This window comes from Algorimicrobium algoritergicola (assembly GCF_008086165.1).
Classification (GTDB): domain Bacteria; phylum Bacteroidota; class Bacteroidia; order Flavobacteriales; family Flavobacteriaceae; genus Algorimicrobium; species Algorimicrobium algoritergicola.
On sequence record NZ_VSKL01000001.1, the window covers coordinates 200,013 to 224,929 of the forward strand.

The 24,917-nt window shown below is 34.9% G+C and carries 22 protein-coding genes and 1 tRNA gene; 6 read left to right on the plus strand and 17 right to left on the minus strand.

Annotated features, from left to right (window positions below):
* Positions 1–41 precede the first annotated feature (41 nt).
* From ES675_RS01060 to ES675_RS01090, 7 genes are all read right to left on the minus strand, one after another.
* Positions 42–2,411 (minus strand): sigma 54-interacting transcriptional regulator, encoded by a 2,370-nt coding sequence (locus tag ES675_RS01060; protein WP_066250684.1) that lies wholly within the window; start codon positions 2,409–2,411, stop codon positions 42–44.
* 533 nt (positions 2,412–2,944) lie between these two features.
* Positions 2,945–3,018 (minus strand) — tRNA-Asp (locus tag ES675_RS01065).
* A gap of 121 nt (positions 3,019–3,139) precedes the next feature.
* Entirely contained in the window at positions 3,140–4,069 is a 930-nt protein-coding gene (locus ES675_RS01070) for a DUF58 domain-containing protein (protein WP_066250688.1), read from the minus strand.
* Between the two features lie 204 nt (positions 4,070–4,273).
* Positions 4,274–4,591, minus strand: a complete 318-nt coding sequence (trxA, locus tag ES675_RS01075) for a thioredoxin (RefSeq protein WP_066250841.1) — start codon at positions 4,589–4,591, stop codon at positions 4,274–4,276.
* Between the two features lie 475 nt (positions 4,592–5,066).
* A complete protein-coding gene (gene dnaE / locus ES675_RS01080) occupies positions 5,067–9,455 on the minus strand; it encodes a DNA polymerase III subunit alpha (RefSeq protein ID WP_066250693.1) in 4,389 nt (1,462 codons plus the stop codon).
* 373 nt (positions 9,456–9,828) lie between these two features.
* Entirely contained in the window at positions 9,829–10,278 is a 450-nt protein-coding gene (locus ES675_RS01085) for a ferritin-like domain-containing protein (RefSeq protein WP_066250696.1), read from the minus strand.
* Positions 10,279–10,466: 188 nt separating this feature from the next.
* Positions 10,467–11,579, minus strand: a complete 1,113-nt coding sequence (locus tag ES675_RS01090) for a DUF6252 family protein (protein WP_066250698.1) — start codon at positions 11,577–11,579, stop codon at positions 10,467–10,469.
* A 153-nt stretch (positions 11,580–11,732) separates the two neighbouring features.
* Between ES675_RS01090 and ES675_RS01095 the strand changes: the two genes are divergently transcribed.
* Positions 11,733–12,257 (plus strand): 30S ribosomal protein S16, encoded by a 525-nt coding sequence (locus ES675_RS01095; protein WP_066250702.1) that lies wholly within the window; start codon positions 11,733–11,735, stop codon positions 12,255–12,257.
* 128 nt (positions 12,258–12,385) lie between these two features.
* Complete coding sequence (gene rimM / locus ES675_RS01100) at positions 12,386–12,913, plus strand: ribosome maturation factor RimM (RefSeq protein WP_066250707.1); 528 nt, start codon at positions 12,386–12,388, stop codon at positions 12,911–12,913.
* Here rimM and ES675_RS01105 read toward each other — a convergent pair.
* The gene (locus tag ES675_RS01105; RefSeq protein ID WP_066250711.1) at positions 12,910–14,118 is read right to left on the minus strand and encodes a sensor histidine kinase; all 1,209 of its coding nucleotides are present in this window, start codon (positions 14,116–14,118) and stop codon (positions 12,910–12,912) included. The genes rimM and ES675_RS01105 overlap by 4 nt on opposite strands.
* Positions 14,119–14,212: 94 nt before the next feature.
* On the opposite strand from ES675_RS01105, the gene ES675_RS01110 reads away from it, so the two are divergent.
* The 3 genes from ES675_RS01110 (at position 14,213) to ES675_RS01120 (ending at position 17,343) form a co-directional block, all read left to right on the plus strand.
* The gene (locus ES675_RS01110) at positions 14,213–14,923 is read left to right on the plus strand and encodes a tRNA1(Val) (adenine(37)-N6)-methyltransferase (protein ID WP_066250714.1); all 711 of its coding nucleotides are present in this window, start codon (positions 14,213–14,215) and stop codon (positions 14,921–14,923) included.
* Positions 14,924–14,998: 75 nt separating this feature from the next.
* Positions 14,999–16,030 (plus strand): AI-2E family transporter, encoded by a 1,032-nt coding sequence (locus ES675_RS01115; RefSeq protein ID WP_148367196.1) that lies wholly within the window; start codon positions 14,999–15,001, stop codon positions 16,028–16,030.
* A 134-nt stretch (positions 16,031–16,164) separates the two neighbouring features.
* On the plus strand, positions 16,165–17,343 hold the full coding sequence (locus tag ES675_RS01120) for an acyl-CoA dehydrogenase family protein (protein WP_066250718.1): 1,179 nt from the start codon (positions 16,165–16,167) through the stop codon (positions 17,341–17,343).
* 98 nt (positions 17,344–17,441) lie between these two features.
* Here the strand turns inward: ES675_RS01120 and ES675_RS01125 are convergent, their stop codons facing one another.
* Positions 17,442–18,440, minus strand: a complete 999-nt coding sequence (locus ES675_RS01125; protein WP_066250721.1) for an SDR family oxidoreductase — start codon at positions 18,438–18,440, stop codon at positions 17,442–17,444.
* Positions 18,441–18,703: 263 nt separating this feature from the next.
* On the opposite strand from ES675_RS01125, the gene ES675_RS01130 reads away from it, so the two are divergent.
* On the plus strand, positions 18,704–19,603 hold the full coding sequence (locus tag ES675_RS01130; protein WP_066250724.1) for a metallophosphoesterase: 900 nt from the start codon (positions 18,704–18,706) through the stop codon (positions 19,601–19,603).
* Here ES675_RS01130 and ES675_RS01135 read toward each other — a convergent pair.
* The 8 genes from ES675_RS01135 to trmB form a co-directional block, all read right to left on the minus strand.
* Positions 19,596–19,937: a YegP family protein gene (locus ES675_RS01135; RefSeq protein WP_066250725.1), complete on the minus strand. Its 342-nt coding sequence runs from the start codon at positions 19,935–19,937 to the stop codon at positions 19,596–19,598. The genes ES675_RS01130 and ES675_RS01135 overlap by 8 nt on opposite strands.
* 74 nt (positions 19,938–20,011) lie before the next feature.
* Positions 20,012–20,344 carry a 2Fe-2S iron-sulfur cluster-binding protein gene (locus ES675_RS01140; RefSeq protein ID WP_066250728.1) on the minus strand — a complete coding sequence of 111 codons (333 nt, stop codon included), beginning with the start codon at positions 20,342–20,344 and terminating at the stop codon, positions 20,012–20,014.
* Between the two features lie 37 nt (positions 20,345–20,381).
* Complete coding sequence (locus ES675_RS01145) at positions 20,382–21,443, minus strand: NAD(P)/FAD-dependent oxidoreductase (protein WP_066250731.1); 1,062 nt, start codon at positions 21,441–21,443, stop codon at positions 20,382–20,384.
* A gap of 195 nt (positions 21,444–21,638) precedes the next feature.
* The gene (locus ES675_RS01150; protein ID WP_066250737.1) at positions 21,639–21,881 is read right to left on the minus strand and encodes a NifU family protein; all 243 of its coding nucleotides are present in this window, start codon (positions 21,879–21,881) and stop codon (positions 21,639–21,641) included.
* A gap of 3 nt (positions 21,882–21,884) precedes the next feature.
* Positions 21,885–23,021, minus strand: coding sequence for an Mrp/NBP35 family ATP-binding protein (locus tag ES675_RS01155; RefSeq protein ID WP_066250844.1), 1,137 nt, complete (start codon positions 23,019–23,021; stop codon positions 21,885–21,887).
* A gap of 213 nt (positions 23,022–23,234) precedes the next feature.
* Complete coding sequence (locus tag ES675_RS01160) at positions 23,235–23,564, minus strand: MGMT family protein (protein ID WP_066250741.1); 330 nt, start codon at positions 23,562–23,564, stop codon at positions 23,235–23,237.
* Entirely contained in the window at positions 23,564–24,193 is a 630-nt protein-coding gene (locus ES675_RS01165) for a LysE family transporter (RefSeq protein ID WP_066250743.1), read from the minus strand. Before ES675_RS01165 ends, ES675_RS01160 begins: the two co-directional genes overlap by 1 nt.
* Positions 24,193–24,870, minus strand: a complete 678-nt coding sequence (gene trmB, locus ES675_RS01170; RefSeq protein ID WP_066250849.1) for a tRNA (guanosine(46)-N7)-methyltransferase TrmB — start codon at positions 24,868–24,870, stop codon at positions 24,193–24,195. Before trmB ends, ES675_RS01165 begins: the two co-directional genes overlap by 1 nt.
* Positions 24,871–24,917 lie beyond the last annotated feature (47 nt).

The following is a 24,917-nucleotide window of genomic DNA, read 5'->3' on the forward strand; positions in this document are numbered from 1 at the left end:
AGAAAAGTTCGACAAACGGAAATCCCACGGTATAGCGTGAATTATTTAGGTTTTTTAATCCCTAGTTTTATCATTCTATCTCGTAAAGTGCTAGGCTTGATTTCTAGTAGTTCAGCTGCACCTTCAGAACCTTCAATTTTCCAATTGGTTGTTTTTAATATCTTTTTTATATGAATTCTTTGAACATCGTCTAGCGATAAACTTGTTGAAGAAATTAACGACTCCTTTTCAGAGGATTTAAAATCTGGAATTATAAGTTTTTCATTATGAGACAATATAATAGCTCTTTCTATCAAATTTTCCAATTCCCTAATATTTCCTGGCCATGAATAGGACTGCAAATTACGTTTGGTTTCTTCTGAAATGTACTTGACGTTTTTATGATATAGCTTACTATATTTATTTACAAAATGCTCCAATAGAATTGGAATATCCTCTATACGTTCTCGTAAAGGCGGAATGGTAATTGGAAACACGTTTATTCTGAAGTATAAATCTTCACGGAAATTTTTATTTTTTATCTCCTGTTTTAAATCCCTATTGGTTGCTGTAATAATGCGAATATCTACCTTTTGAGTTTTGACACTTCCTATTTGTTCTACTTCAGATTCTTGAATAGCTCGTAAAAGTTTTGGTTGCATATCCATAGGTAATTCGCCAATTTCATCTAAAAACAAGGTACCACCATCTGCCAATTGAAATTTCCCAAGTTTATCATTGATAGCCCCTGTAAAAGACCCTTTTTTATGCCCAAACAATTCACTTTCAATAAGCTCTCTAGGTATGGCAGCACAATTCACTTTAATTAAAGGTTTATTTTTTCTGTTACTAATATTATGGATAGCTCTGGCCAACAATTCCTTACCAGTTCCTGATTCACCTAAAAGTAACACCGTTGCATTGGTACTTGCTACCTGTTCTACTTCAGTAAGCACTTGGCTAAAAGCCGCACTTCCATAAACCATTTCTTCGTAATTAAAAACCAAATCAATTTCTTCACGTAGATAGGTATTTTCTTGTTCTAGATCTTTTTTAAGTTTTATCAGTTCGGCGTTGAGGGACTTGAGTTTTTCATTGGATTTGAACAATTGGATTTCGGCTAAATAGCGTTCATTTCTTTCAATTGCAAGCGAAATAACATTTGAAATGGACGTTACAAACTCCTCTTCTTCAAGAGTCCATTGCCTGCTAGCACCTCTATGCTCAAAACACAGAACACCATAATAACCATTATACCCCTGAATAAGCACATCTAAAGCAGATGTAATTCCAAGTGGTTTAAAATAATTTTTGACAAAATCATTGGTACTTTCATTATCCAAAGTATTATCTGCACGTATTATATTATTCTTAAATAAATCCTTGAAATAATTTGAATAATCTTCTATCTTAAACTGCATCACCTTTTCGCAGGTCTGATCCTTTGAATTATAAGAACTTTCCAGTCGCAAATCTGTTTTCTCATCATTAAAACTCCAAATACTCACACGCTCCACTTGCATCGTCTTTGCAGCAAGAGCTGTTATTTCCTGAAGAATATAATCTAAATCATCACCAACCAATCCAGCAAGCTTAAGAATAGCATCTTTATTTTGAGCAGATCTTTTGGATGTGTTATTTAATTCTTTTTGAGTTTTAAGAAGGTCCGTAATATCAAGACCTGTAAAAACATATCCAATAATCTCGCCTTTATAATCGGTTATTTTTGCTGTTGTAATAGCAATTTGAAACCAATCGCCATTGGGTTTTTTCAAAGTTAATTGATCTCTAATAACCACACCATTTAAACATTGTTCTATGTAAGAACTAATGGTATCATTATTTTCTGATGACCATTGCGGAAATGGCACTTTAGCTCCAAGAATTTCATTTTCTTTAAACCCTGTTAACTCACAAAATGCCTTATTAACTTTTATACAGGTTAAATCCACGTCTAGTATCAATAAAGCTTCAAACATGCTATCCAACAAACATTCAGTGAAATTATTAGCAGCAAATATCTTTTTTTGGAATATTTTTATATCACTAACATCTATTATTGTTCCAATAACAAAAGCCGCTTCTTCAAATTCTACAAATTGAAAAGTTGCTAATCCATAGGTTACAACACCGTCTTTTCTTTTAATATCTACTTCATGATATTTAAGTTTTTCATTTTGTGTTAATACCTCATGCATGGCATTGGAATCCTCAAACGAAATAAAATTTAATTCCTCTATAGATTGACCAAGAACATCCTCTTTCTTATAAGCCGTCAAAACCTCCCAAGCTGCATTAACATCAATGAGCTTGCCGTCTAGTTTATTTGAAAGTGATTGAGGTGTCGGATTACTATGAAATATTTCTGGATAGACACTTTCAAAGAACGGAAAACCATTTTCCGTATTGATCTTATTTGAAGAAGGACTCATATTTAAAGTAGCTGCAAAAAGTTAAATAAATTATATTATTAGTAATAAAAACACGAAACAAATACAAAATTAAAGATTTAGATACGTATTCTATAAATTAACTCCTTTTATTTAACATTAATGGCCTAATATTAAGATTATTTTAATTTAAATACCAAAGTTGCAAACATACTTATTATAAAGCTTAGAATAAAAACAAACAAGATCCTTATAGATTTCATGCCCAACTGAACCCTATCACTACTAATTGGTTTAAAAAACTACACTTTTACCAAAGGGAAACAACATGCTTTAATAGTGTGAAATTGAAGAAATAAACACCTTACAAACCACCCCAAAACAAAAAAGCATCCCAATCTTCTGTAAAGAAAAAAGGAAAGCTTTCCATCGGTATTCCCAACAACACTGGGAACATCCTACATTTACCTCAACATTACTGCCGAGATAAAACAACACAACTAAATTTTTAACTACCTGAGGCAGTTTTATTGCAAAAAAAAGCTTCAATTTCTTGAAGCTTTCCGCAATATTAGCGGTCTGGACGGGACTCGAACCCGCGACCTTCGCCGTGACAGGGCGACATTCTAACCAACTGAACTACCAGACCGTTGCTTTATTGCATGCTTAACCGTTTTTTACTTGCGTAATAACCTCTCAAGCGGGTGCAAATATAAACAGCTTTTTCAATATGTCAAATGTTTTTTCAATAAATTTTAAAGTTTTTTTATTTATAAAAACTTTTGTCGTGCTATCATATAGGTTGTCAATATGTTATTGAAATCTTTATTGATATCCGCTTCCACATATGTAATGCGATATTGCTGACATTTCAAGCGAATATCCTTAAAATAGTCTTTAATAGCCGTTTCATAGTTCTCTTTAATCCGATCCGCATATAAATTAACATGATCGCCCGTTTCTACATCTATAAAACGCTTGGGCGCATTGTCAAAATCAAATTGCAGTTCCTTTTCCTTATCAAACACATGAAACAGGACTACTTCATGCTTATTGTGTTTTAAATGCCGTAAAGCGTCAAATAATTGCGCGTCATCAGTTTCTGTTTGGAACATATCTGTAAAAAAGAAAATCAACGAACGTCTATGAATCTTTTCTGCTATTTGGTGCAAATAGGTAAAGGTTTCCGTTTTTCTACTTTCAGGCTTCTTTACCAACATGGTATTGAGTTGGTGCAACAACATTTGATGATGGCGCTCACTTCCTTTTTCAGGTGCGTAAAAATCGTAATTATCACTATAAATGCTCAAGCCAACGGCATCACGTTGCTTTTTTAAAATATGCATTAAACTAGCCGAAGCCAATGCCGAAAAAGCTATTTTATTCAAGGAGTCTATACCGTATTCCTTCAACTCTGGATAATGCATAGAGCTACTATTATCCACAATTAAATGGCAGCGTAAATTAGTTTCATCGTCATAGCGCTTGGTAAAAAGCTTGTCCGTTTTAGCAAACAACTTCCAATCAATATGGCGTGTACTTTCACCTTGGTTGTATATTTTATGCTCGGCAAATTCTGCCGAGAATCCATGAAACGGACTTTTATGCATACCCGCAACAAATCCTTCTACCACCTGTTTGGCCAGTAATTCTAGGTTTTTAAAACCGCCTGCTTTATTTAATTCGTTTTGTAAATCCATAAACCCATTTGTCGCTTTAGCGACAGCTTCCCAAAAGGAAGATTTAAAAAATCATTTAGAATTTGGGTTATACACCCAAAAATTATCTGGAGACGCCCAAACTACGATAGCCCTAAACTAAAAAAGGTTTGCCATAACAGCAAACCTTTTCTATTTTATCTTTTAGTCTCGAATCTAGCCTTTATTTCTAGCTTCTAAATACGTCTATAAAAGCGCGTCAATAGCTTCCGTGTAAGCACTTTTTTGTGCAACACCAACTTGACGACCTACTACTTCACCGTTTTGAAAAACTAATACCGTAGGAATGTTACGCACTCCGTATTTGGCAGCAAATTCCTGATTTGCATCAACATCTACCTTACCAACAACGGCTTTACCTTCGTATTCCTTGCCAATTTCGTCAATGATTGGTCCAACCATACGACATGGTCCACACCAAGCAGCCCAAAAATCAACCATTACAGGTTTGTCACTCTTTAATACTGTTTCCTCAAACGTTGCATCTGTAATTTCTAATGCCATAATATTTAAATTTAATATGTTATACTTCAGTTTTAACTGCCTGAAAACAGACATCTATGCAATATTAGTCAAAAATTCTGCCAAAGCTTACAACCTGACAATTTGTTTTGTTTATGGCTACATCACTTGCAGTTATACTAACTATTTGGGTGTATCCCTTTTCCGTTGTCACTACAAAGCGTCAGGCTTTCGTACGTCGCTTCCCGATGAAAAAATCGGGAGAGCTCCAGCAAGTACTCTATCCTTTACACGGAAACCGAACGTTGAAAGTTCATGGTTCAAAAAATCTAACATTTAGCTATAAAAACAATTCCTCGACGAAATAATTCACAAGATTGAGACATCTTCCATATTTTGAACTCAATCTGTTTTCTTTCTTCTTTATTCTTTACTCTTTTCTCTTTAGTCTTTCCGAAATCCTCAATAATTTAAAGCAAGTCTATTAAAGCACTTCAACTGCGCGCCGTATGACACATCAATTCAACTTATAAAATACATCATTGCGCTCCAATTCTAATAACAACTCTTGCGAAATTTGCACCTTTTGCTTTCTACTCGGCATATTTAATTTTATCTGTTCCTCATTGTCATACACAATAAAATTCAACGCATGATCACCAACATGACTACGAAATAAATTCTGTAATTGACGTATTTTCGACTCTTCTAAATCGGTTATATTTAGTTGGATGGATAGTTTCTTGGCATAGGTATCCATCACATCATGCAACAACTGAAAACTATTAAATTGAATTCGCGGCTCACCACGTACACCTGTATCTTTTTTAATCCAACCTTCTCGAACAAATACCTTAACATGAACAAAAGAGTTCTTCAGTAAAAAGTGTCTAAACTTTAAATATTCTTCACCAAAAATTCGGAATTCAAAACTATTGGTATAATCATCAACCGTAAACATAGCCCAACCTTTCCCTTGCTTACTCACCCGATGTTGCACATCGGTCACCACGCAACCAAAAGTCAATTCCCGATTTACGTAGGGTTCTATATTTTCTAATAAGGCTAATTCCGCATTACAGAATGTTTTCATTTCAATTTTAAAATCGTCCAACGGATGGCCCGAAATATAAATACCAACCACCTCTTTTTCTTGAGCCAATTTTTCCATGGTTCCCCATTCCTCACAAGGTGGCACTTCTGGTTCTGCTATTTGCACATCACTGGCTTCGCCAAACAGACTTACTTGCGCCGAGTTTTCATTTTCTTGATGTTTGGCGCCATATTTAATAGCTTTTTCTAAAAAGGTAATACCATCACCATCATCATGAAAATATTGCGCGCGATGCGTGTCTGAAAAACCATCAAAACCGCCAGCAAGTGCTAAATTCTCAAAAGCCCGTTTATTAGCTGCTCGTAAATCAATACGTTTGGCAAAATCGAAAATCGATTTAAACGGTCCCCCTTCATTACGATTTTCAACAATGGTCATTACAGCGCCATGGCCAACACCTTTTATGGCGCCCATTCCAAAACGAACGGCATAATCTTGGTTCACGGAAAATTTATAATAACTTTCATTAATATCCGGACCCAAAACAAGCAATTTCATGCGCTTGCATTCTTCCATAAAGAAAGATACCTGCTTAATATCATTCATGTTATTAGATAATACAGCTGCCATATATTCGGCTGGATAATGGGCTTTTAAATATGCGGTTTGATAAGCAATCCATGCGTAACATGTGGAATGCGACTTGTTAAAGGCATAACTTGCAAAAGCTTCCCAATCCTTCCAAATTTTTTCTAACTTTTTAGCATCGTGACCATTTCCTTCGGCTTGAGCAATAAATTTTGGTTTCATTTTATCCAAAACCGTAATTTGCTTTTTACCCATGGCTTTCCGCAAAACATCGGCTTCACCTTTGGTAAAGTTGGCTAGTTTTTGCGAGAGTAACATAACCTGCTCTTGGTAAACTGTAATTCCGTAGGTTTCTTTTAAGTACTCTTCCATGGCTGGTAAATCGTACTCAATATCTTCTTTACCATGTTTACGCTTTGTAAAACTCGGTATGTATTCCATAGGACCTGGTCTGTACAGGGCATTCATGGCAATTAAATCTTCAAAAACTGTCGGTTTTAATTCCTTTAAGTGTTTTTGCATGCCTGGTGATTCATACTGAAAAACACCTACCGTTTCACCACGTTGAAATAACTCATATGTTTTTTCATCATCCAATGGAAAACTATCTGGGTCCAATAAAATATCGTGTTTGGCTTTGACAATTTTAACGGTGTCCTTAATTAAGGTTAGCGTTTTTAAACCCAAGAAATCCATTTTTAATAATCCAGCGTCTTCAACAACCGAGTTATCAAATTGGGTGACATATAAATCGGAATCTTTAGCCGTTGCAACGGGAACGAATTTGGTAATATCATCTGGTGTTATGATCACACCACAGGCATGAATTCCTGTATTTCTCACCGAACCTTCTAGTATTCGCGCTAGATTAACGGTTTCAGCTTGCAAGTCAGATCCTTCAGAAATATTTAAAAGTTCGTTCACTTTTTCTAAATCTTCCGAGCGGAATTTACTACTTAATTCCTTTTCACTCATGCCAAAAATCTTACTCAACTTGGACATGGTAGGAATTAATTTTGAAATCCTATCGGCATCAAAAAGTGGCAAATCCAATACACGAGCGGTATCTCGAATGGAGGATTTGGCTGCCATGGTTCCGTAGGTAATAATTTGCGCTACTTGACTGCTTCCATATTTATTAATGACATAATCCATAACGCGACTTCGACCTTCATCATCAAAATCGATATCGATATCTGGCATACTCACACGATCTGGATTTAAGAAACGCTCAAAAAGCAAGTCGTACTTCAACGGATCAATATTGGTAATCCACAAACAATAGGCAACCACAGAACCAGCAGCAGACCCACGACCTGGTCCAACAGACACGTCCATCTTTCTCGCTTCGCGAATAAAATCTTCCACAATTAAAAAATAACCTGGATACCCCGTGTTTTGAATAACGCTTAATTCGAAATCCAAACGTTCAGTTACTTCTTCAGTAAGTTCTTCACCATAGCGTTTTTTGGCACCTACATACGTTAAATGTCTTAGAAATGCATTCTCACCACGCTTGCCTTTATCTGTTAAATCGGCAGCATCTTTAAATTCTTCGGGGATATCAAAAGCAGGTAATAACACATCACGTGCTAACTCATAAGCCTCCACTTTATCAACAACTTCTTGAATATTGCTAATGGCTTCTGGAACATCTTTAAAGAGTTCCTTCATAGCTTCTGATGACTTGAAATAATACTCTTGGTTAGGCATCCCGAAACGGTAACCACGTCCACGACCAATTGGTGTTGCTTGCTTTTCACCATCTTTTACACAGAGTAAAATATCGTGTGCATTGGCATCTTCTTTTTTGGCGTAATAGGTATTATTACTGGCGACTAATTTAATATTATGCTTTCTGGAAAACTCAATTAAAACCGGATTTACCCGATTTTCATCTTCCTGATTATGACGCATAATTTCAATGTATAAATCGTCTCCAAACTCTTGTTTCCACCAAAGTAGAGCTTCTTCAGCTTGGTTTTCACCGATATTTAAAACTTTACTTGGCACTTCACCATATAAGTTTCCGGTAAGGACAATTAAATCTTCTTTGTATTGTTGAATGAGTTTTTTATCAATTCGCGGTAAATAGTAGAAACCATCCACAAAGGCATGGGATGATAACTTGGCTAAATTATGATAGCCTTTTTTACTTTTTGCCAATAAAACAATTTGATAGCCATTGTCTTTTCTAGATTTATCGGTATGATTCTCGCACACAAAAAATTCGCAACCTAAAATGGGTTTTATTTCTTGAAAATTTGCGGGTTCGCCAAGCGCTTCAGCTTCTTTATTTTTTGCTTGAATGTTTTTATTATGATTGCTAACCGCTTTTACAAAATGAAAAGCACCCATCATATTCGCATGATCCGTTAGCGCTACGGCTGGCATATTATGCTCGGCTGCAACTGCTACTAATTTTGGAATGCTGATGGTTGATTGTAAAATTGAAAACTGCGAATGGTTATGCAAATGCACAAAATCAACAGCTTTTAACTCCGAAATATTTTCTTTTATTTCTTGAGCCGATAAACCATCATCTTGGGTTTTTAAAATCTGCTCACGAATCTTGGCGCTGGCTTGTTTTAAATTGATGTGTTTTAAACCAATCAGTTTAATTACCTGCGGATTCGCTTTGGAGAATTTTTCAAAATAATCCGGTTGAACATCTAACTGCTCCTTGGTGTATTCTTCACGTCTAATTAATTCTAAAAAACAACGGGTAGTTGCTTCCACATCGGCGGTGGCATTGTGCGCTTCCGAAAATGGTTTATTAAATAAAAATTGGTGTAACTCTGTTAATGTTGGTAATTTAAATTTCCCATAACGACCACCAGGCAATTGACATAAACTAGCCGTATGTTCCGTACAGGTATCTAAAACTGGTAATTCTTGTAATTTATTTTCAAGATTACCACGAACAAATTCAGCTCCCATAATATTGAGATCGAATTTTACATTCTGTCCAACTACAAATTTGGTTTTGTTTAACGCGTCATTAAATTTTTCTAAAACGGCCTGCAAAGGCAATCCTTGTTCTTGAGCTAATTCAGTAGAAATACCGTGAATTTTTTCGGCATCATAAGGAATATTGAAACCGTCTGGTTTTACCAAATAATCTTGGTGTTCAATACAGTTTCCCATGTCGTCATGCAACTGCCAAGCAATTTGAATACACCTTGGCCAATTATCGGTATCGGTAATTGGTGCATCCCAACGTTTTGGTAAGCCAGTTGTTTCTGTATCGAAAATTAAGTACATCTGTTGTTTGTTATTAAGTTGCCTGCCTGCCGTTAGGAAGGTTTATGGTTTGTTGTTAATATGAACTAAAACCAGTTCAAAATACCGAAAATAATTATGAATTTGTAGAAAAAAATGAGACTATAAAATTACGTAGAATTAATGCTTTTTTAAAATGAAGTTATAAACAATTTTAAACAATGAGTCTGTAGATTTTAGAACGTCCCGAGAGACTCGAGACTTTTAGAGATTAGAGAGGATTGATATTCTATAAAAATATAAGTTACGACCTATACCAAACAAAAAGCGCAACCGTTTCCAGTTGCGCTTTCTGAATCAATTACAGTTTAAATACATTCAAGTTGTAATTGATTACTTATAATTATGATTTAGATTAGGATACCAATTCTTCATGAACTTTTTCCGTGTTAATAGCACTTTGAATCGCATTTTTATGCTTGATTAGCAAGGAGTCTATACTTGGCGGCAAAGTTCGGTCTTTCAGAATGTCTTTATATTCTTCTAAACTTGCTTTTTCACCTCGGATGGCCTCTTCTAAAATGGCTTCGGTATCATTGGTTGTAAACGTTGATTTCAACGACATCCAATTTCTGTGCATGCTACCTTTAAAACTTCCTGAATCTTCTGGAATTTCTCCATATTGAAGGATTTCCGTTCGAAGTTCTTTAGCAAATTGGCTACGCTCGGTAGCTCTTCGCTTGAAAAACATTTTTATTTCAGGATTATCCACGTTATTCATGGCATTGATGTATCCTTTTTCGGCATCATAATTTTTTACTAATAATTCGTTTAATTTGTTTGAAATTTCTTCTGTGAACTTCATCATAATATCTCTGTCATTTAAATTTCAATAGGTTCTTTATAGATGCGTATTGTTTCACATCTACTTTAATATAAGAGATATAAGGGCTGAAGTCAAGTATACAGGCAGAAACCTTTGAAACTTTAGCTCTTTTTAACAAAAAACGCGACTAAAGAGCCGCGTTTGTTAATTTTTTTATGAGAATTACCTTACATATCGTCTAAATAATCTGGAATAGTATCGCCATCCGTGTCATCATTGGTTACATCACCATCGCCATTGGCGTCTTCATCAATGGTAAGAATCCCGTCACCATCATCATCATTATCTAAATAGTTTGGAATTGTATCACCATCTGTATCATCATCTCTAACATCGCCATTTCCATTAACATCCTCGAGAATTGTGTTTAAGGAATCCCCATCATCATCATTATCCAGGAAATTTGGAATCATATCACCATCTGTATCATCATCTCTCAAATCGCCATTATCATTAACATCTTCGTTCATGGTTAATACCGAGTCGCCATCGTCATCGTCATCCAGATAATTAGGAAACTCATCACCATCTGTGTTATCGTTCGTTATGTCGCCATCACCATTTTCATCCTCATTTACGGACAGAAGGCCATCACCATCGTCATCATTACAAATTAAGGTGTCTATAATGGCTTGAATTTCACCAGTACTATCTATACAAGCAATTTGTTGATTGATTAGGGCTTGTTTATACGCATTACAATTTGCAGAATAATCATCTGAAGTTGTTGGAGTATTTAAATATAATTCTTTGGCAATTTCAGATTGAGCAATCGCATCATCACATGACATTATATTAGGACCAGATCCTATTGGAAGCGGTAAATCGAAAAACACGCCTTCACTAAAATTTACCGTTTTTAAGCCAGAACTGGAATAGGCATTAAAATAAAACTCACCTGAAACGGTATTATTTGCTGCATCATAACGTGAAATAGTTATTAAACCATCGGGAGGATACACACTAAAATCTAGATCCGGTTCATTATTTGTAGAATAGGCAACATCTTCTAAATCTATGAATTCGGCATGGCTTGAATTACCAACGCCAAGTGGATAATTACCAATAGCCAAATCTGACACATTTAAGGTAATGGCTTCAAAATTGTCACCACCTGTAATAACAAGTTTTCCGGCATCATTAAAACTCGCGTTATAAAATAAGGCCTTCCAACGCTCACCATCTTTTTTACCTTGAAGCGCAGGTGTATTAAATTCAATTTCATCACCACAACTAAAAACAGTTATAAATGCTAGGGCTAAAACAAATAATTTTTTCATGATTTTATGTTTATTGTACTAAAATGAGAACTCAAAAATAGAATAAAAATTATAAGAAATAGAATTTTCCATAACTAATTAAATTTCAAAAAAATATAGTATATTTGCACCCTTATTAATAATCGAGGTCGCGAACCTCACTAATTAATTTTTATGTCAGTTAAAATTAGATTACAAAGACACGGTAAAAAAGGAAAACCTTATTACTGGATCGTAGCAGCCGATGCACGAGCAAAAAGAGATGGTAAATACCTAGAGAAATTAGGTTTTTATAATCCAAACACCAACCCAGCAACTATTGAGTTAGATATTGATGGTGCCGTTACATGGTTACAGAATGGTGCACAACCAACTGAAACTGCTAAAGGTATTTTATCTTACAAAGGTGCTATGTTGAAAAATCACCTTGCCGGTGGTGTTAGAAAAGGTGCTTTAACAGAAGAACAAGCTGAAGCTAAATTCACGGCTTGGTTAGAAGAAAAAGCTGGTAAGGTAGACGCTAAATCGCAAGGTTTAACAACTGCTCAAGCTGAAGCAAAAGCAAAAGCATTAGAAGCTGAAAAAGCAACTAATGAAGCGCGTATTGCTGCCAACACACCAGTAGTAGAAGAAGTTGCTGAAGAAGTAACTGAAGATGCTCCTGTTGCTGAAGCAGATGCTTCAAAAGAAGAAGAATAAAAAACAAAATTTTTTATACTTTTGAACCCAGACTTTATAAGTCTGGGTTTTTTATTACATAAAATTTATAAGAGTTTTGTGAGACTACCTCCCGATAACGATCGGAATCCAAGGGCAATACCATAAATATGAAAAAAGAAGATTGTTTTTATTTAGGAAAAATAGTATCGAAATATAGTTTTAAAGGTGAACTACTTATAAAGCTAGATACTGATGAACCTGATTTATATGAAAATCTAGACGCGATGTTTGTGGATTTACGCAATAATTTAGTGCCTTTTTTTATTGAATCATCTCAACTCCATAAATCCGATTTACTGCGTGTGCGTTTTGAGGATGTTGATACGGAAGCTGATGCCGACTCCCTTATAAAGTGTGATATCTATTTGCCATTAGATCTTTTACCAAAATTAGAAGGTGATAAATTCTACTACCATGAAATAATTGGGTTTAAAGTAACCGATGTGAATTTTGGAAATGTTGGTATTATAACATCTATAAATGACACAACTGCACAAGCACTTTTTGAAATTGATAAAGATGGTACTGAAATTTTAATCCCTATGAATGATGCTTTTATTGTAAAAGTGGATAAAGCTAATAAGGAGATTATATTAGATACTCCAGAGGGTTTGATTGATTTGTATTTAGATTAATTACCCAACCGCTTTAAGTTAAAGACAAACACACAACCACCATCTTTTGAAGCTGATACGGTTATTCGCCCGCCCAAACTCTCGACGAGTTTTTTTACGGTAGCCAAACCAATTCCTGTACCTTTATTTTCGTATTTATCTACACCATAAACTGAAAATAAATCAAAAACTGCTATTTCCTCACCTAATGGAATACCAGGTCCATTATCTTTTACTTCAAACATATAATCCGTTTCATTTTTTGAAAAAGAAACATCAATCCTGGTCTGTTGCTTATCATTATATTTAACAGCATTGGAAATTAAATTTACCAATATTTGTGATAAAGCAGATTTATTTACAATAATCTCACCCACATCTTTCGTGTAATTAAATACAACTTCTTCAGAATCTATTTGACATAGATTTTTTATATGGTTCATAAACTCATCAAAATCTAATGTTTCTGAACCACTCTTTTCTAATTCAGAATAACTATAAAACATTAACAAACCATCAATGTAATGCCTTAACGAACTTGAAGAGTCCTTTAATAGCTGCAAATACTCAAGAGACTCCGGAGAGGCGTATTTTTCAAAATCTGACTCCACTAAATCGATTAAAGACGTCATATTTGCCAACGGCGACTTTAAATCATGGCTAACAACATTAGCAAATTTCTTTAAGTTTTCATTCCTTATCAGCAACTCTTCTTTCAGGTTCTCTAATTTCAAATTTACTAACTGCTGTTCAAACAAACGCATGACCTGACTGGCCAAAACCTTTAAGGTCATTATTTGTTTATCATTTAGTGTTTTCGGCTCTGTATCAAAAACACAAAGCGTTCCTAATCTATAACCTTCCAGATTTACTAAAGGAACACCTGCATAAAAAACAGCATTTTGATTTACAACTAAAGGATTGTCTTTAAACCGTGCGTCCTTTCGTGCATCTTCAATGATTGTAATGGGATGGTCAGAAATAATAGCATGACCACAAAATGACATATCTCTAGGAGATTCAGTATCTGGAAAGCCATGAGCAGATTTAAAAAAATTCCGATCGTTATCTAATAAGGTAATTAAAGAAATAGGTGCATCTGTTATAAAAGATGCTAAAGACGTAATTTCATCGTAACTAGCTTCGGGCAGCGTGTCTAATAAATTATACTGTTCTACAGCATGTTGTCTTTGCTTTTCATTACTAGGGAAAGTTGGGACTATCATAAATAATTATATTCGATGGTAAATTTACATTATTAAAGCCTGCTTGTTTTCTCAATTAAGAATATTTTAGCAAATGAAACCATAATTCCTTCATATGTCAATTTTTAAATTCAAGCAGTTCAAAATAAACCAAGACCGTTGCGCCATGAAAATTGGCACAGATGCGGTATTACTTGGCGCTTGGGCTTCTATTAAACACCATCCGTTCTCTATTTTAGATATTGGCGCAGGCACAGGGGTTTTGGCATTAATGTTAGCACAAAGAAGTTCTGCCGAAGTTATAGATGCTCTTGAAATTGATGATAACGCTTATGAACAATGTGTCGATAATTTTGAACACTCCGTTTGGGCAGACAGACTTTTTTGTTACCATGCATCCTTGGAGGAGTTTGTTGATGAAATTGACGACCAATATGACCTCATCATTTCCAATCCACCTTTCTATTCAGAAGACTTCAAAACGGATAACCAGCAACGCGACACCGCTAGATTTCAAGATGCTATGCCATTTGCGCATCTTTTAGCAGGTGTTTCCAAGTTGCTTTCTGAAGCAGGTGAGTTTTCAGTGATTATTCCTTATCAAGAAGAAGCTAACTTTATAGGTTTAGCGGCAACTTTTAAATTGTTTCCCAATCGGTTAACACATGTTCAAGGAAATCCCAATTCCGAAATTAAACGCAGTTTAATCCGTTTTACACGGACAGAAACGATGTCAGAAAAAACGCATCTTATCATTGAAACCGGAAGACATCAGTACACAGATGATTATGTGACGCTTACAAAAGATTTTTATCTGAACATGTAAATTTTCAATGTTATGCAATATTCGCTAATTTTTACCGTAGTTTTATAGAGTTAAACTATCTAATTCTTTCCAATTTTGAGCACACCTAAAATAGAAATATCTGCATTAAACCAAATAAAAACACTTTTACTTGTTGGTGGTATTCTGACCTTATTATATTTTGGGCAAAGCTTAATTATGCCATTATTAGTAGCTGCTATTATTGCCATTTTATTGGATATTCCAGTAAAAAAAATTAAAAGTTGGGGATTACCAAATTGGTTAGCTATTACAATAGCCATTTTATTAATGCTCACTGTATTTTCCTTGCTCTTTTGGCTTGTAAGTTCTCAAATAAACAATATGGCAGAGGATTGGCCAACCATGAAAGAAAAAGCAACAGAAAAACTGAATATTTTCTCACAATGGACTAATGAGCAACTGAATTGGAATTATAAAGATTATATAGACAACAATAAAAAATTAGTTCAAAAAGCTGAAGATTTAGCTAGTGCATTCTTATCTTCTTTAATGAGTTTACTCTCGCAATCTCTTATTATTTTCGTTTATATCATTCTGTTTCTAATGCAAAAGAAGCAATTTATTAATTTTTTCAAAAAGCTATCTTCTAATGATAAAGCTATGAGCTCACTTTTAGTGAATTCAGCAAAAATCACAAAAAACTATTTTGTTGGGAAGGGTAAAATTATGTTATTCCTTTTCGGCATCTACTATATTGGATTTCTAATTGGATCTGTTCCTTATGCTTTATTTTTAGCACTGTTTGCTGCACTATTCTCCATAGTACCTTATGTAGGAAATGTAATTGGAGGTGGTGTTGCGGTTATTCTTTCCTATTTATATGCAGGATCAACACCAGCGTTAATAGTTATTGGTGTGGTTTCAGCAGCACAATTAATTGAAAATTACGTGCTGACACCTTGGGTTATAGGAGACGAAATTAATTTAAATCCCTTTATAACCATATTTGGAATTATTTTATTCTCCATACTTTGGGGTGTTGTTGGTGCCGTAATTTCTTTGCCTTTAATAGCTGTATTGAAAGTTATTTTTGACCATACCGAAGGCATGGAGCCTTATGCCTATTTATTGAAAAAAGAAAGGTGATCTGTTTCTCGTTTAATTTTGCGCAATTATAGAGCATAAAACGCCCATTTTAAACGCTGAAAAAAAGAGCATTAAATTGTTGACTGAAAACGTTTTCATTATCTTTGCTAGACATTTATAACAAAACAATTAATATGAAGCCAGATTTATTTGAAGCTCCTGATTATTATAACTTGGATGAGCTTTTAACAGAAGAACATAAATTAGTACGTGATGCTGCTAGAGAATGGGTGAAGCGCGATGTGTCTCCTATAATTGAAGAAGCTGCACAAAATGCAGAATTCCCAAAATCTATTATTGGAGGATTAGCAGAAATTGGTGCTTTTGGCCCTTATATTCCAGAAGAATATGGTGGTGCAGGATTGGATCAAATTTCTTATGGCTTAATCATGCAAGAAATTGAACGTGGTGATTCTGGGGTTAGAAGTACAGCTTCTGTACAATCATCTTTAGTCATGTACCCAATCTGGAAATATGGTAACGAAGCGCAACGTAAAAAATATTTACCAAAATTAGCGTCTGGTGAATGGATTGGTTCTTTTGGATTAACGGAACCTGATCATGGATCTAATCCTGGCGGCATGACAACAAACTTTAAAGATATGGGTGACCACTATCTTTTAAATGGCGCAAAAATGTGGATTTCCAACGCCCCATTTTGTCAAATAGCTGTGGTTTGGGCTAAAAATGAAGAAGGACGAATTCACGGATTAATTGTAGAACGCGGTATGGAAGGTTTTACAACTCCCGAAACGCACAATAAATGGTCGCTGCGTGCATCTGCAACTGGCGAACTTATTTTTGATAATGTAAAAATTCCTAAAGAAAACGTATTACCAAACAAATCTGGATTAGGAGCACCACTAGGCTGTCTAGACTCAGCACGTTTTGGTATTGCCTGGGGAGCGATTGGTGCAGCCATGGATTGTTATGATACTGCTTTACGTTACAGTAAAGAACGTATACAATTTGGTAAACCCATTGGACAATTTCAATTGCAACAAAAAAAATTAGCCGAAATGATTACCGAAATCACCAAAGCACAATTATTGGCTTGGAGACTTGGCGTCATGCGTGAAAACGGAACGGCTACGTCTGCACAAATATCTATGGCAAAACGTAATAATGTGGATATGGCAATCAATATTGCCCGTGAAGCACGTCAAATGTTAGGTGGTATGGGAATTACAGGTGAGTATTCTATTATGCGTCATTCCATGAACCTTGAAAGTGTTATTACTTATGAAGGTACACATGACATTCATTTATTGATTACAGGAATGGATGTGACTGGTTTGAATGCTTTTAAATAAAAAAGAAAAAGTCTGAAATTATTTCACTTTTAGCTCGAAATAGTTTTAGTATTAATTTAAATAGAAAAAAATGCGTTCACTTAATAATGAGCGCATTTTTATTTTAAATTCTCCCAATACCAAGCAACAGCTTCTTTAAGACCATTATCTAATTTATGACTCGATTTGTAATTTAATAGGCTTTTTGCCTTATCTACGGATGCCAGTGAATGCGGAATATCACCTAAACGTTTTGGACCATGAACTATATTAACATTCTCTATTTCGGCGTCATAGTTAGATAAGTGCTTTTTGAGTAATTCGGTTAATTGCAGTAAGGTTGTTCGGTCTCCCACCGCGGTATTATAAACCTGATTTAAAGCAGATTCATTTGTAGTAGTAAGTGCCAATAAATTCATTTGCACCACATTATCTATAAACGTGAAATCGCGAGAATAAGTACCATCACCATTTATTATAGGACTTTCATGTTTCATAAACTGCTTAACAAACAATGGAATTACGGCGGCATAAGCACCGTTAGGATCTTGGCGCTTTCCAAAAACATTAAAATAACGTAATCCTATTGTGTTTAAACCGTATGTTGTAAAAAAAATATCGGCGTAGAGTTCATTTACGTATTTTGTAATAGCATACGGGGATAAAGGTTTCCCAATCGTTTCTTCAACTTTTGGCAAAGCTTCATGATCACCATAAGTTGATGAACTGGCAGCGTATACAAAACGACTAACTTCAGCATCTCGGGCAGCGACTAGCATATTTAAAAATCCACTTACATTAACCGCATTCGTTATTATAGGATCTGTAATTGATCTTGGCACCGAACCTAAAGCTGCTTGATGCAACACAAAATCTTGATTATTACAAGCTTTTTGACAAGTTTCCAAATTGCGTATATCACCTTCGATAAAATTGAAATTTGGGTGCTTTAAAAACGGCTCAATATTGTAGTGATGACCTGTTGCAAAATTATCTAAACACGTTACTTGTGCCTCTAATTTTAATAAAGTTTCACAGAGGTTGCTTCCAATAAATCCGGCACCTCCAGTAATTAAAACTTTTTTACCCTTTAAACTCCTAAATTGTTCTAATTTCACGTGTTTTTTGTATTGATTAAAAATATCATTATGGACCCTAGTTGTACTTAATAATTAATGTTCAGTTGGGTAAAAATAATAACAAAACCATAAAGAGACTAATAATCAAGGTGTTATTTTTAGTAATTGAAGTTGAAAGCTCTTTCACTTTTGTATATAAATTATGGAAATCGTATTACTATATATTGAGAAGAAACTATTAGGTCATCATTAATTAGCGATTAACAAAAATACAATTAAAGCTTTTTGTTTACTTTTACGTTATGATATCCAGCAAAAAACGTTTAGACAGAGCTTTAAAAGAAGCAAAAATCATCAATTTTGATGATCGTTCTAAATTTGTGCTATTTAGTGATTGCCATAGAGGCGACAATAGTTTTGCTGATGATTTTGCCAACAACCAAAACGCCTATTTTCACGCGTTAAAACATTATTATGCTGAAGGGTTCACCTATATTGAATTAGGTGATGGTGATGAACTTTGGGAACACCGAACATTCAAAACCATTTTTGAAGCACACAAACATGTGTATCTCTTACTCAAAGAATTCTACAAGAATAACCGCTTGCATCTACTCTTTGGAAATCATGACATGGTTTACAAAGACCCTAATTATGTTAAAAAGCACTTATCCACTTATTTTGACCCCATAACCGGAAAGGAGGAGCCTTTATTTCCTGATATTAAAATTAATGAGGCGATAATTTTAAAACATTCAGAAACACAACAAGCCCTTTTTTTAACCCATGGTCATCAAGCTGATTGGTGGAATTACACCTTTTGGAAATGGAGCAGGTTTTTGGTTCGCGTACTTTGGAAACCATTGAATGTCATGGGTATTTCAAACCCTACAAGCCCTGCAAAAAACCGTTTGGAATTGATGCGAATTGAAAGGCTTATAAAAAACTGGATTACCCAAAACAACAATCTGATTACTATTGTAGGTCATACGCACAGACCACGATTTCCAGAACCAAAGGACATTTCTTTTTTCAATGATGGTTCTTGTGTTTTCCCTAGAAGTATTACTGGTATTGAAATTGAAAATGGCGAAATAGCATTAATTAAATGGCAAATTGCAACAACAGATGATGGCACATTACGAGTTGTACGTGTGTTATTAGAAGGGCCACGAAAACTAATAGATTACCAAACTAAATAGTATAGGTTAATTTGTCAATATGAGCATGAATTGCCGATTGTTTAATGGCTTCAATTTTACGTTCCATAAGTGTTTTATTTAAAAACAACTCACTCACTCCAATGGTTTCGTCTGATTTAATTTTCCTAAATTTAAAATAGGGATTGCCGTATTTCGATTTTAAACGGGAAAAAGCCCGATCATTTTTCGAATTGCGTTTAACGGTTTGAATTTGTTTAATACAATTTGTTTTGGAAGAAAACCCAACACTTATAAAAACAATATGTTTGGAATCTGATTTTAATAAAAAGTGATAAAGTCCTTTCTTATCTACAAATATTTTAAATAATGCCATAAATGACTCTTAAAGAATTTATAATTTCAGACATAAAAGCACAAAAAAATGTCACTTATATTTTACTAATGGATTTATTCGGCGGGAGCCAATTGTACTTTTAAACCTTCCATTTCAGGTTTTATTTGAATTTGACAGCCTAAACGCGAATTATCTTTTACATTGAATGCTTCGGAAAGCATAGCTTCCTCATCATCTTGCTTTTCCGGCAAAGGTGTATCACTCAAAACATAACACTGGCAACTGGCACACATAGCCATGCCGCCACAAATACCTATGGTTCCTTCTGGAGCTAATTCATAACTACGAACAACTTCCATGAGATTCATAGCCATATCTGTTGGTGCTTCAATAGTATGAGAAACACCTTCACGATCTATGATTGTTATATTTACATCTTGTTCCATCTTAAATTTTCAGGTTGCGTTTCTATCAGACATATTATTAATCGAATGCTTTTACTACAGCTTTTGGCGCTTCTTTTCTAGTACCATCAAAACCATCTACTCCAGCTACGGTTGTGTACTTTAATACATACCGTTTTCCAGGGTTTATAATTTTATAAGCTGATTGACACATCAGTGTTGCCTCATGGAACCCACATAAAATTAGTTTTAATTTACCTGGATACGTGTTGACATCTCCAATGGCAAAAATACCTGGAATGTTAGTTTGGTAATCTAAAGCATTATCAACTTTAATGGCATTTTTTTCAATTTCTAAACCCCAATTTGCAATGGGACCTAATTTAGGTGACAGCCCGAAAAGCGGGATAAAATGGTCGCATTCGACCTCATATTCTGTTTCAATTTGGGTTGGTTGAGAAACCACCACAGCTTGCATCTTATTATGCCCAACAAGACCGATGACTTCAGCTGGCGTAATCAGATTTATTTTTCCTTGATTTTTTAATTCTTGAACTTTTTCAACAGAATCCAAATGGCCACGAAATTCATTTCTACGGTGAATAAGTGTTACCTCACTGGCTATATTACTTAAAAATATACTCCAGTCCAATGCCGAATCACCACCTCCAGCAATTACCAATTTTTTGTCACGATAAATCTCAGGATCCTTAATCATGTATTCCACACCTTTATCTTCAAAATGCGCCAGATTATCAATCAATGGTTTTCGCGGCTCAAAACTACCCAGTCCTCCAGCAATAGCAACAACAGGTGCTTGATGTTGTGTCCCTTTATTGGTCGTCACAATAAAACTACCATCTTCTTGTTTTTCTATGGTTTCGGCTCGTTCTCCCAGCGTAAACCCTGGCTCAAACTGTTTGCATTGCTCCAAGAGTTTAAGGGTCAAATCGCCTGCCAAAATTTCTGGGTAAGCGGGAATATCGTAAATGGGTTTTTTAGGATATAGTTCGGTACATTGCCCACCTGCTTGTGGTAATGCATCAATAAGATGACATTTTAACTTTAATAATCCAGCTTCAAAAACGGTAAATAATCCGGTTGGCCCAGCGCCAATAATAAGTATATCTGTTTTGATCATAGTCCTACCCAATTCCTTGGGAAATTCTTTTTATTCAACTTTAATTTCGGTTACAAATTTCTAATAAATATATGCTAAATAGTATGATATTTATCAGGTTGTGTCCCGAAGCTTCAGGATTAGAGCTCTCCAAGATTTTAGTATTGGATAAGGAGCAGCAACAGCCTGACCAGCTACCTAACAGTAGGCAGACGCTTAAGCTTCTACGTTTATAACCTCTTCTATTTGTGGTGCATATTTTTTTATAGTCATTTCTACACCTGACTTTAAGGTCATTTGGTTTACGCTACAACCTACACAAGCGCCTTCTAATTGCACCCTAACAAGTTTATCATCTTCAATAGACAACAAAGAAATATCGCCTCCATCGCTTTGTAAAAACGGACGGATTTCATCCAATGCCTTTTCAATGTTTAATCGTAGTTGTTCTGTGGTCATAACCTATTTTTTAACGGCTGAACATCCAGCCATGGTAGTAATTTTTATTGCCTCGGTTGGTGGTAAATCATCATTTCGCTTTACAACTTCCTCCACGACATCTTTCGTGATGTTTTCAAACGCTTTCTCTAAAAGTGTTGCTGTTTGCAAGGCTGCAGGACGCCCTAAATCACCTGCTTCACGGATACTTTGTACTAGAGGAATTTCACCTAAAAAACGCACATTTAAATCGGTTGCCAAGTTTTTAGCACCTTCCTTACCAAATATATAATATTTATTATTTGGTAATTCTTCTGGTGTGAAATAAGCCATATTTTCAATAATGCCTAAAACCGGCACATTAATACTTTCTTGTTGAAACATGGCTACACCTTTTTTAGCATCGGCAAGTGCCACATTTTGTGGTGTACTCACAACTACCGCTCCTGTAATTGGAAGCGATTGCATGATGCTTAAGTGAATGTCACCGGTTCCTGGAGGTAAATCGATTAACATAAAATCGAGTTCGCCCCAATGTGCATCAAAAATCATTTGATTTAATGCTTTTGCTGCCATAGGCCCACGCCAAACAACAGCTTGATCTGGTTGTGTAAAAAAGCCAATCGATAATATTTTAACACCATAATTTTCTACGGGTTTCATTTTAGATTTCCCATCAATCGTGGTTGCTAAAGGCCGTTCGTTTTCAACATCGAACATAATTGGCATGGATGGCCCGTAAATATCGGCATCCAAAATCCCAACTTTAAAACCCATTTTAGATAAGGTTACGGCTAAATTTGCGGTAACAGTTGATTTTCCGACACCACCTTTTCCAGAAGCTACAGCTATTATATTTTTAATACCAGGAATGGCTTTTCCTTTAATTTCATTTTTAGGTTTTTCAGCGGGCGCATCTACCTTCACATTAATAGTGATTTTAGCTTTTTCATAAACATGTTCATGAATAGCTTTTAGTATTTCAACTTCTGTTTTCTTTTTAGCTTGTAGGGTTGGGTTAGTAATGGTAATATCTACAATAACCTCATCACCAAAGGTCATCACATTTTTTACAGCACCACTTGCTACCATATTTTGTCCTTCACCAGGAACAGTTATCGTTTCGAGTGCTTTTAATATATCTTGTTTTTCTATTTTCATTGCCATACTATTTAGTAAAGATAAAACAGCTATTATATGTGTTTTTAACAATAGTTGCTTACCTGTTTATTGAGAATAATTCTAAACTACAAATATACAGTGAATTGTTTAGAATTTGAAATGCTTTAATTGAAATGATTGATGCTTGGATTTGGTTTGGTTATCGACGTCTTTTCGCTAATATTTCCTGATTTCTAATAAAATAGGAACTATTTACAACTCGTTCATGGGTTCCCAAAAAAGATTATCAAAATCCTGAATTTGATTTTCAACAACTTTAATACCTTCACTTTCTAAAAGTTGTTGCATGAGGTTGGTGCCATCAAAATGATGTTTACCAGTTAACAACCCTTTTCTATTTACTACGCGATGTGCAGGAACATCTTTAGTATGTGAGCCATTCATAGCGTAACCAACCATTCGTGCGCTTCGTGCTGCTCCCAAATATTTGGCAATAGCACCATAACTGGTTATCCGACCATAAGGTATTTGCCTTGCAACCTCATAAACCTTCTCATAAAAATTAAGCGTTTCTGGTTTCATTATAGGTCTTTTAAAATATTGAAGAGTGTAACAATTGCCACTAATCCAGTTATAAGACCAATCAGGTAATTCATGCTTTTTTGAGATGCTATTTTCCGATCTTTAATTTTATCAAAAAAGATCATGTAAATATACAAAGCCGAAAAAGCTCCTGAAGACGCACCTACTACATAAGAAGCAACACCAATACCATGAAACTCTAATAGCCCAAATGAAGCCAAACTAATAGCAACATAAGCTTGAAATGGAATGGGAAACACATTGATAGACGACAAGAACATACCATGAAAAAAGCGACTTGTTTTACTCCGAACATCAACATCTTTTTTTTCTTTTTCAGTACTCTTGGCTATAAACAGAAAATAAATACTTAATAAGGCGAAAATAACTAGAGCTACGATGCGTAAAATTTCAATAATATCTGGATGATTAGTTAAATAACGTGCAAAAACCGTTGCTATTAGTGCCTGGAATATTATAATAAAACAAGCGCCTAAAGAGAACATAATTCCTCTAGTAAGATTTTCTTTTAAGCTGATTTTAGCAGCTGTCATGTTCAACAATCCTGGCGGTAAGGTTGCCAAGAAAGTTGTCAGAAAACTAACAAAGAAAACAAGCGTTATATTCACTAATCTTTAATTTTAAACCGAATATACGTAATTGGTTTGTTTTGTTCTAAATATTGGTTTTCGTAAAAAGTCTGAATGCTAGTTACTTCCTCTGGGCTTCCTTCTTGTTTGTACACATTATGATTGGCGTATAAAACCTCATGACCTGCTCCATGAAGTAAACCTAGTGTGTAGCCATGCATAAATTCGCTATCGGTTTTTAAATTCATAACACCGTCCGGTTTTAAAATGGTTTTATAACGTGCTAGAAATTCAGCATTCGTCATCCGGTGCTTGGTGCGTTTATATTTTATTTGTGGATCTGGAAAGGTGATCCAAATTTCATCAACTTCATGAGCAGCAAACGCATGATCTATTAATTCAATCTGCGTGCGCAAAAAACCAACATTAGGCATATTATCTTCGAGAGCTGTTTTAGCACCTCGCCAAAAACGCGCACCTTTTATATCAACACCAATGAAATTCTTATTTGGATATTTTTCTGCCATAGCAGTCGTATATTCTCCTTTACCACAACCTAATTCTAAAATTATAGGATTCTCATTTTTGAAAAAATCACGATTCCAATGTCCTTTTAAGGCAAATTCTTTATTTACAAGTTCCTCACGTGTTGGCTGAACAACATTTTTAAAGGTCTCGTTTTCGTTAAAACGTCTTAATTTATTTTTACTACCCAATTTTATTGTATTGATTAAAAAAATTTTGACAAAATTACGTAAATATG

Excerpts from the sequence above, each read along its gene's own strand:
- ES675_RS01060 (WP_066250684.1), bottom strand. The coding sequence starts at position 2,411 with ATGAGTCCTTCTTCAAATAAGATCAATACGGAAAATGGTTTTCCGTTC.
- ES675_RS01070 (WP_066250688.1), bottom strand. The coding sequence starts at position 4,069 with ATGGATTTACAAAACGAATTAAATAAAGCAGGCGGTTTTAAAAACCTA.
- trxA (WP_066250841.1), bottom strand. The coding sequence starts at position 4,591 with ATGGCATTAGAAATTACAGATGCAACGTTTGAGGAAACAGTATTAAAG.
- dnaE (WP_066250693.1), bottom strand. The coding sequence starts at position 9,455 with ATGTACTTAATTTTCGATACAGAAACAACTGGCTTACCAAAACGTTGG.
- ES675_RS01085 (WP_066250696.1), bottom strand. The coding sequence starts at position 10,278 with ATGAAGTTCACAGAAGAAATTTCAAACAAATTAAACGAATTATTAGTA.
- ES675_RS01090 (WP_066250698.1), bottom strand. The coding sequence starts at position 11,579 with ATGAAAAAATTATTTGTTTTAGCCCTAGCATTTATAACTGTTTTTAGT.
- ES675_RS01095 (WP_066250702.1), top strand. The coding sequence starts at position 11,733 with ATGTCAGTTAAAATTAGATTACAAAGACACGGTAAAAAAGGAAAACCT.
- rimM (WP_066250707.1), top strand. The coding sequence starts at position 12,386 with ATGAAAAAAGAAGATTGTTTTTATTTAGGAAAAATAGTATCGAAATAT.
- ES675_RS01105 (WP_066250711.1), bottom strand. The coding sequence starts at position 14,118 with ATGATAGTCCCAACTTTCCCTAGTAATGAAAAGCAAAGACAACATGCT.
- ES675_RS01110 (WP_066250714.1), top strand. The coding sequence starts at position 14,213 with ATGTCAATTTTTAAATTCAAGCAGTTCAAAATAAACCAAGACCGTTGC.
- ES675_RS01120 (WP_066250718.1), top strand. The coding sequence starts at position 16,165 with ATGAAGCCAGATTTATTTGAAGCTCCTGATTATTATAACTTGGATGAG.
- ES675_RS01130 (WP_066250724.1), top strand. The coding sequence starts at position 18,704 with ATGATATCCAGCAAAAAACGTTTAGACAGAGCTTTAAAAGAAGCAAAA.
- ES675_RS01135 (WP_066250725.1), bottom strand. The coding sequence starts at position 19,937 with ATGGCATTATTTAAAATATTTGTAGATAAGAAAGGACTTTATCACTTT.
- ES675_RS01140 (WP_066250728.1), bottom strand. The coding sequence starts at position 20,344 with ATGGAACAAGATGTAAATATAACAATCATAGATCGTGAAGGTGTTTCT.
- ES675_RS01145 (WP_066250731.1), bottom strand. The coding sequence starts at position 21,443 with ATGATCAAAACAGATATACTTATTATTGGCGCTGGGCCAACCGGATTA.
- ES675_RS01150 (WP_066250737.1), bottom strand. The coding sequence starts at position 21,881 with ATGACCACAGAACAACTACGATTAAACATTGAAAAGGCATTGGATGAA.
- ES675_RS01155 (WP_066250844.1), bottom strand. The coding sequence starts at position 23,021 with ATGAAAATAGAAAAACAAGATATATTAAAAGCACTCGAAACGATAACT.
- ES675_RS01160 (WP_066250741.1), bottom strand. The coding sequence starts at position 23,564 with ATGAAACCAGAAACGCTTAATTTTTATGAGAAGGTTTATGAGGTTGCA.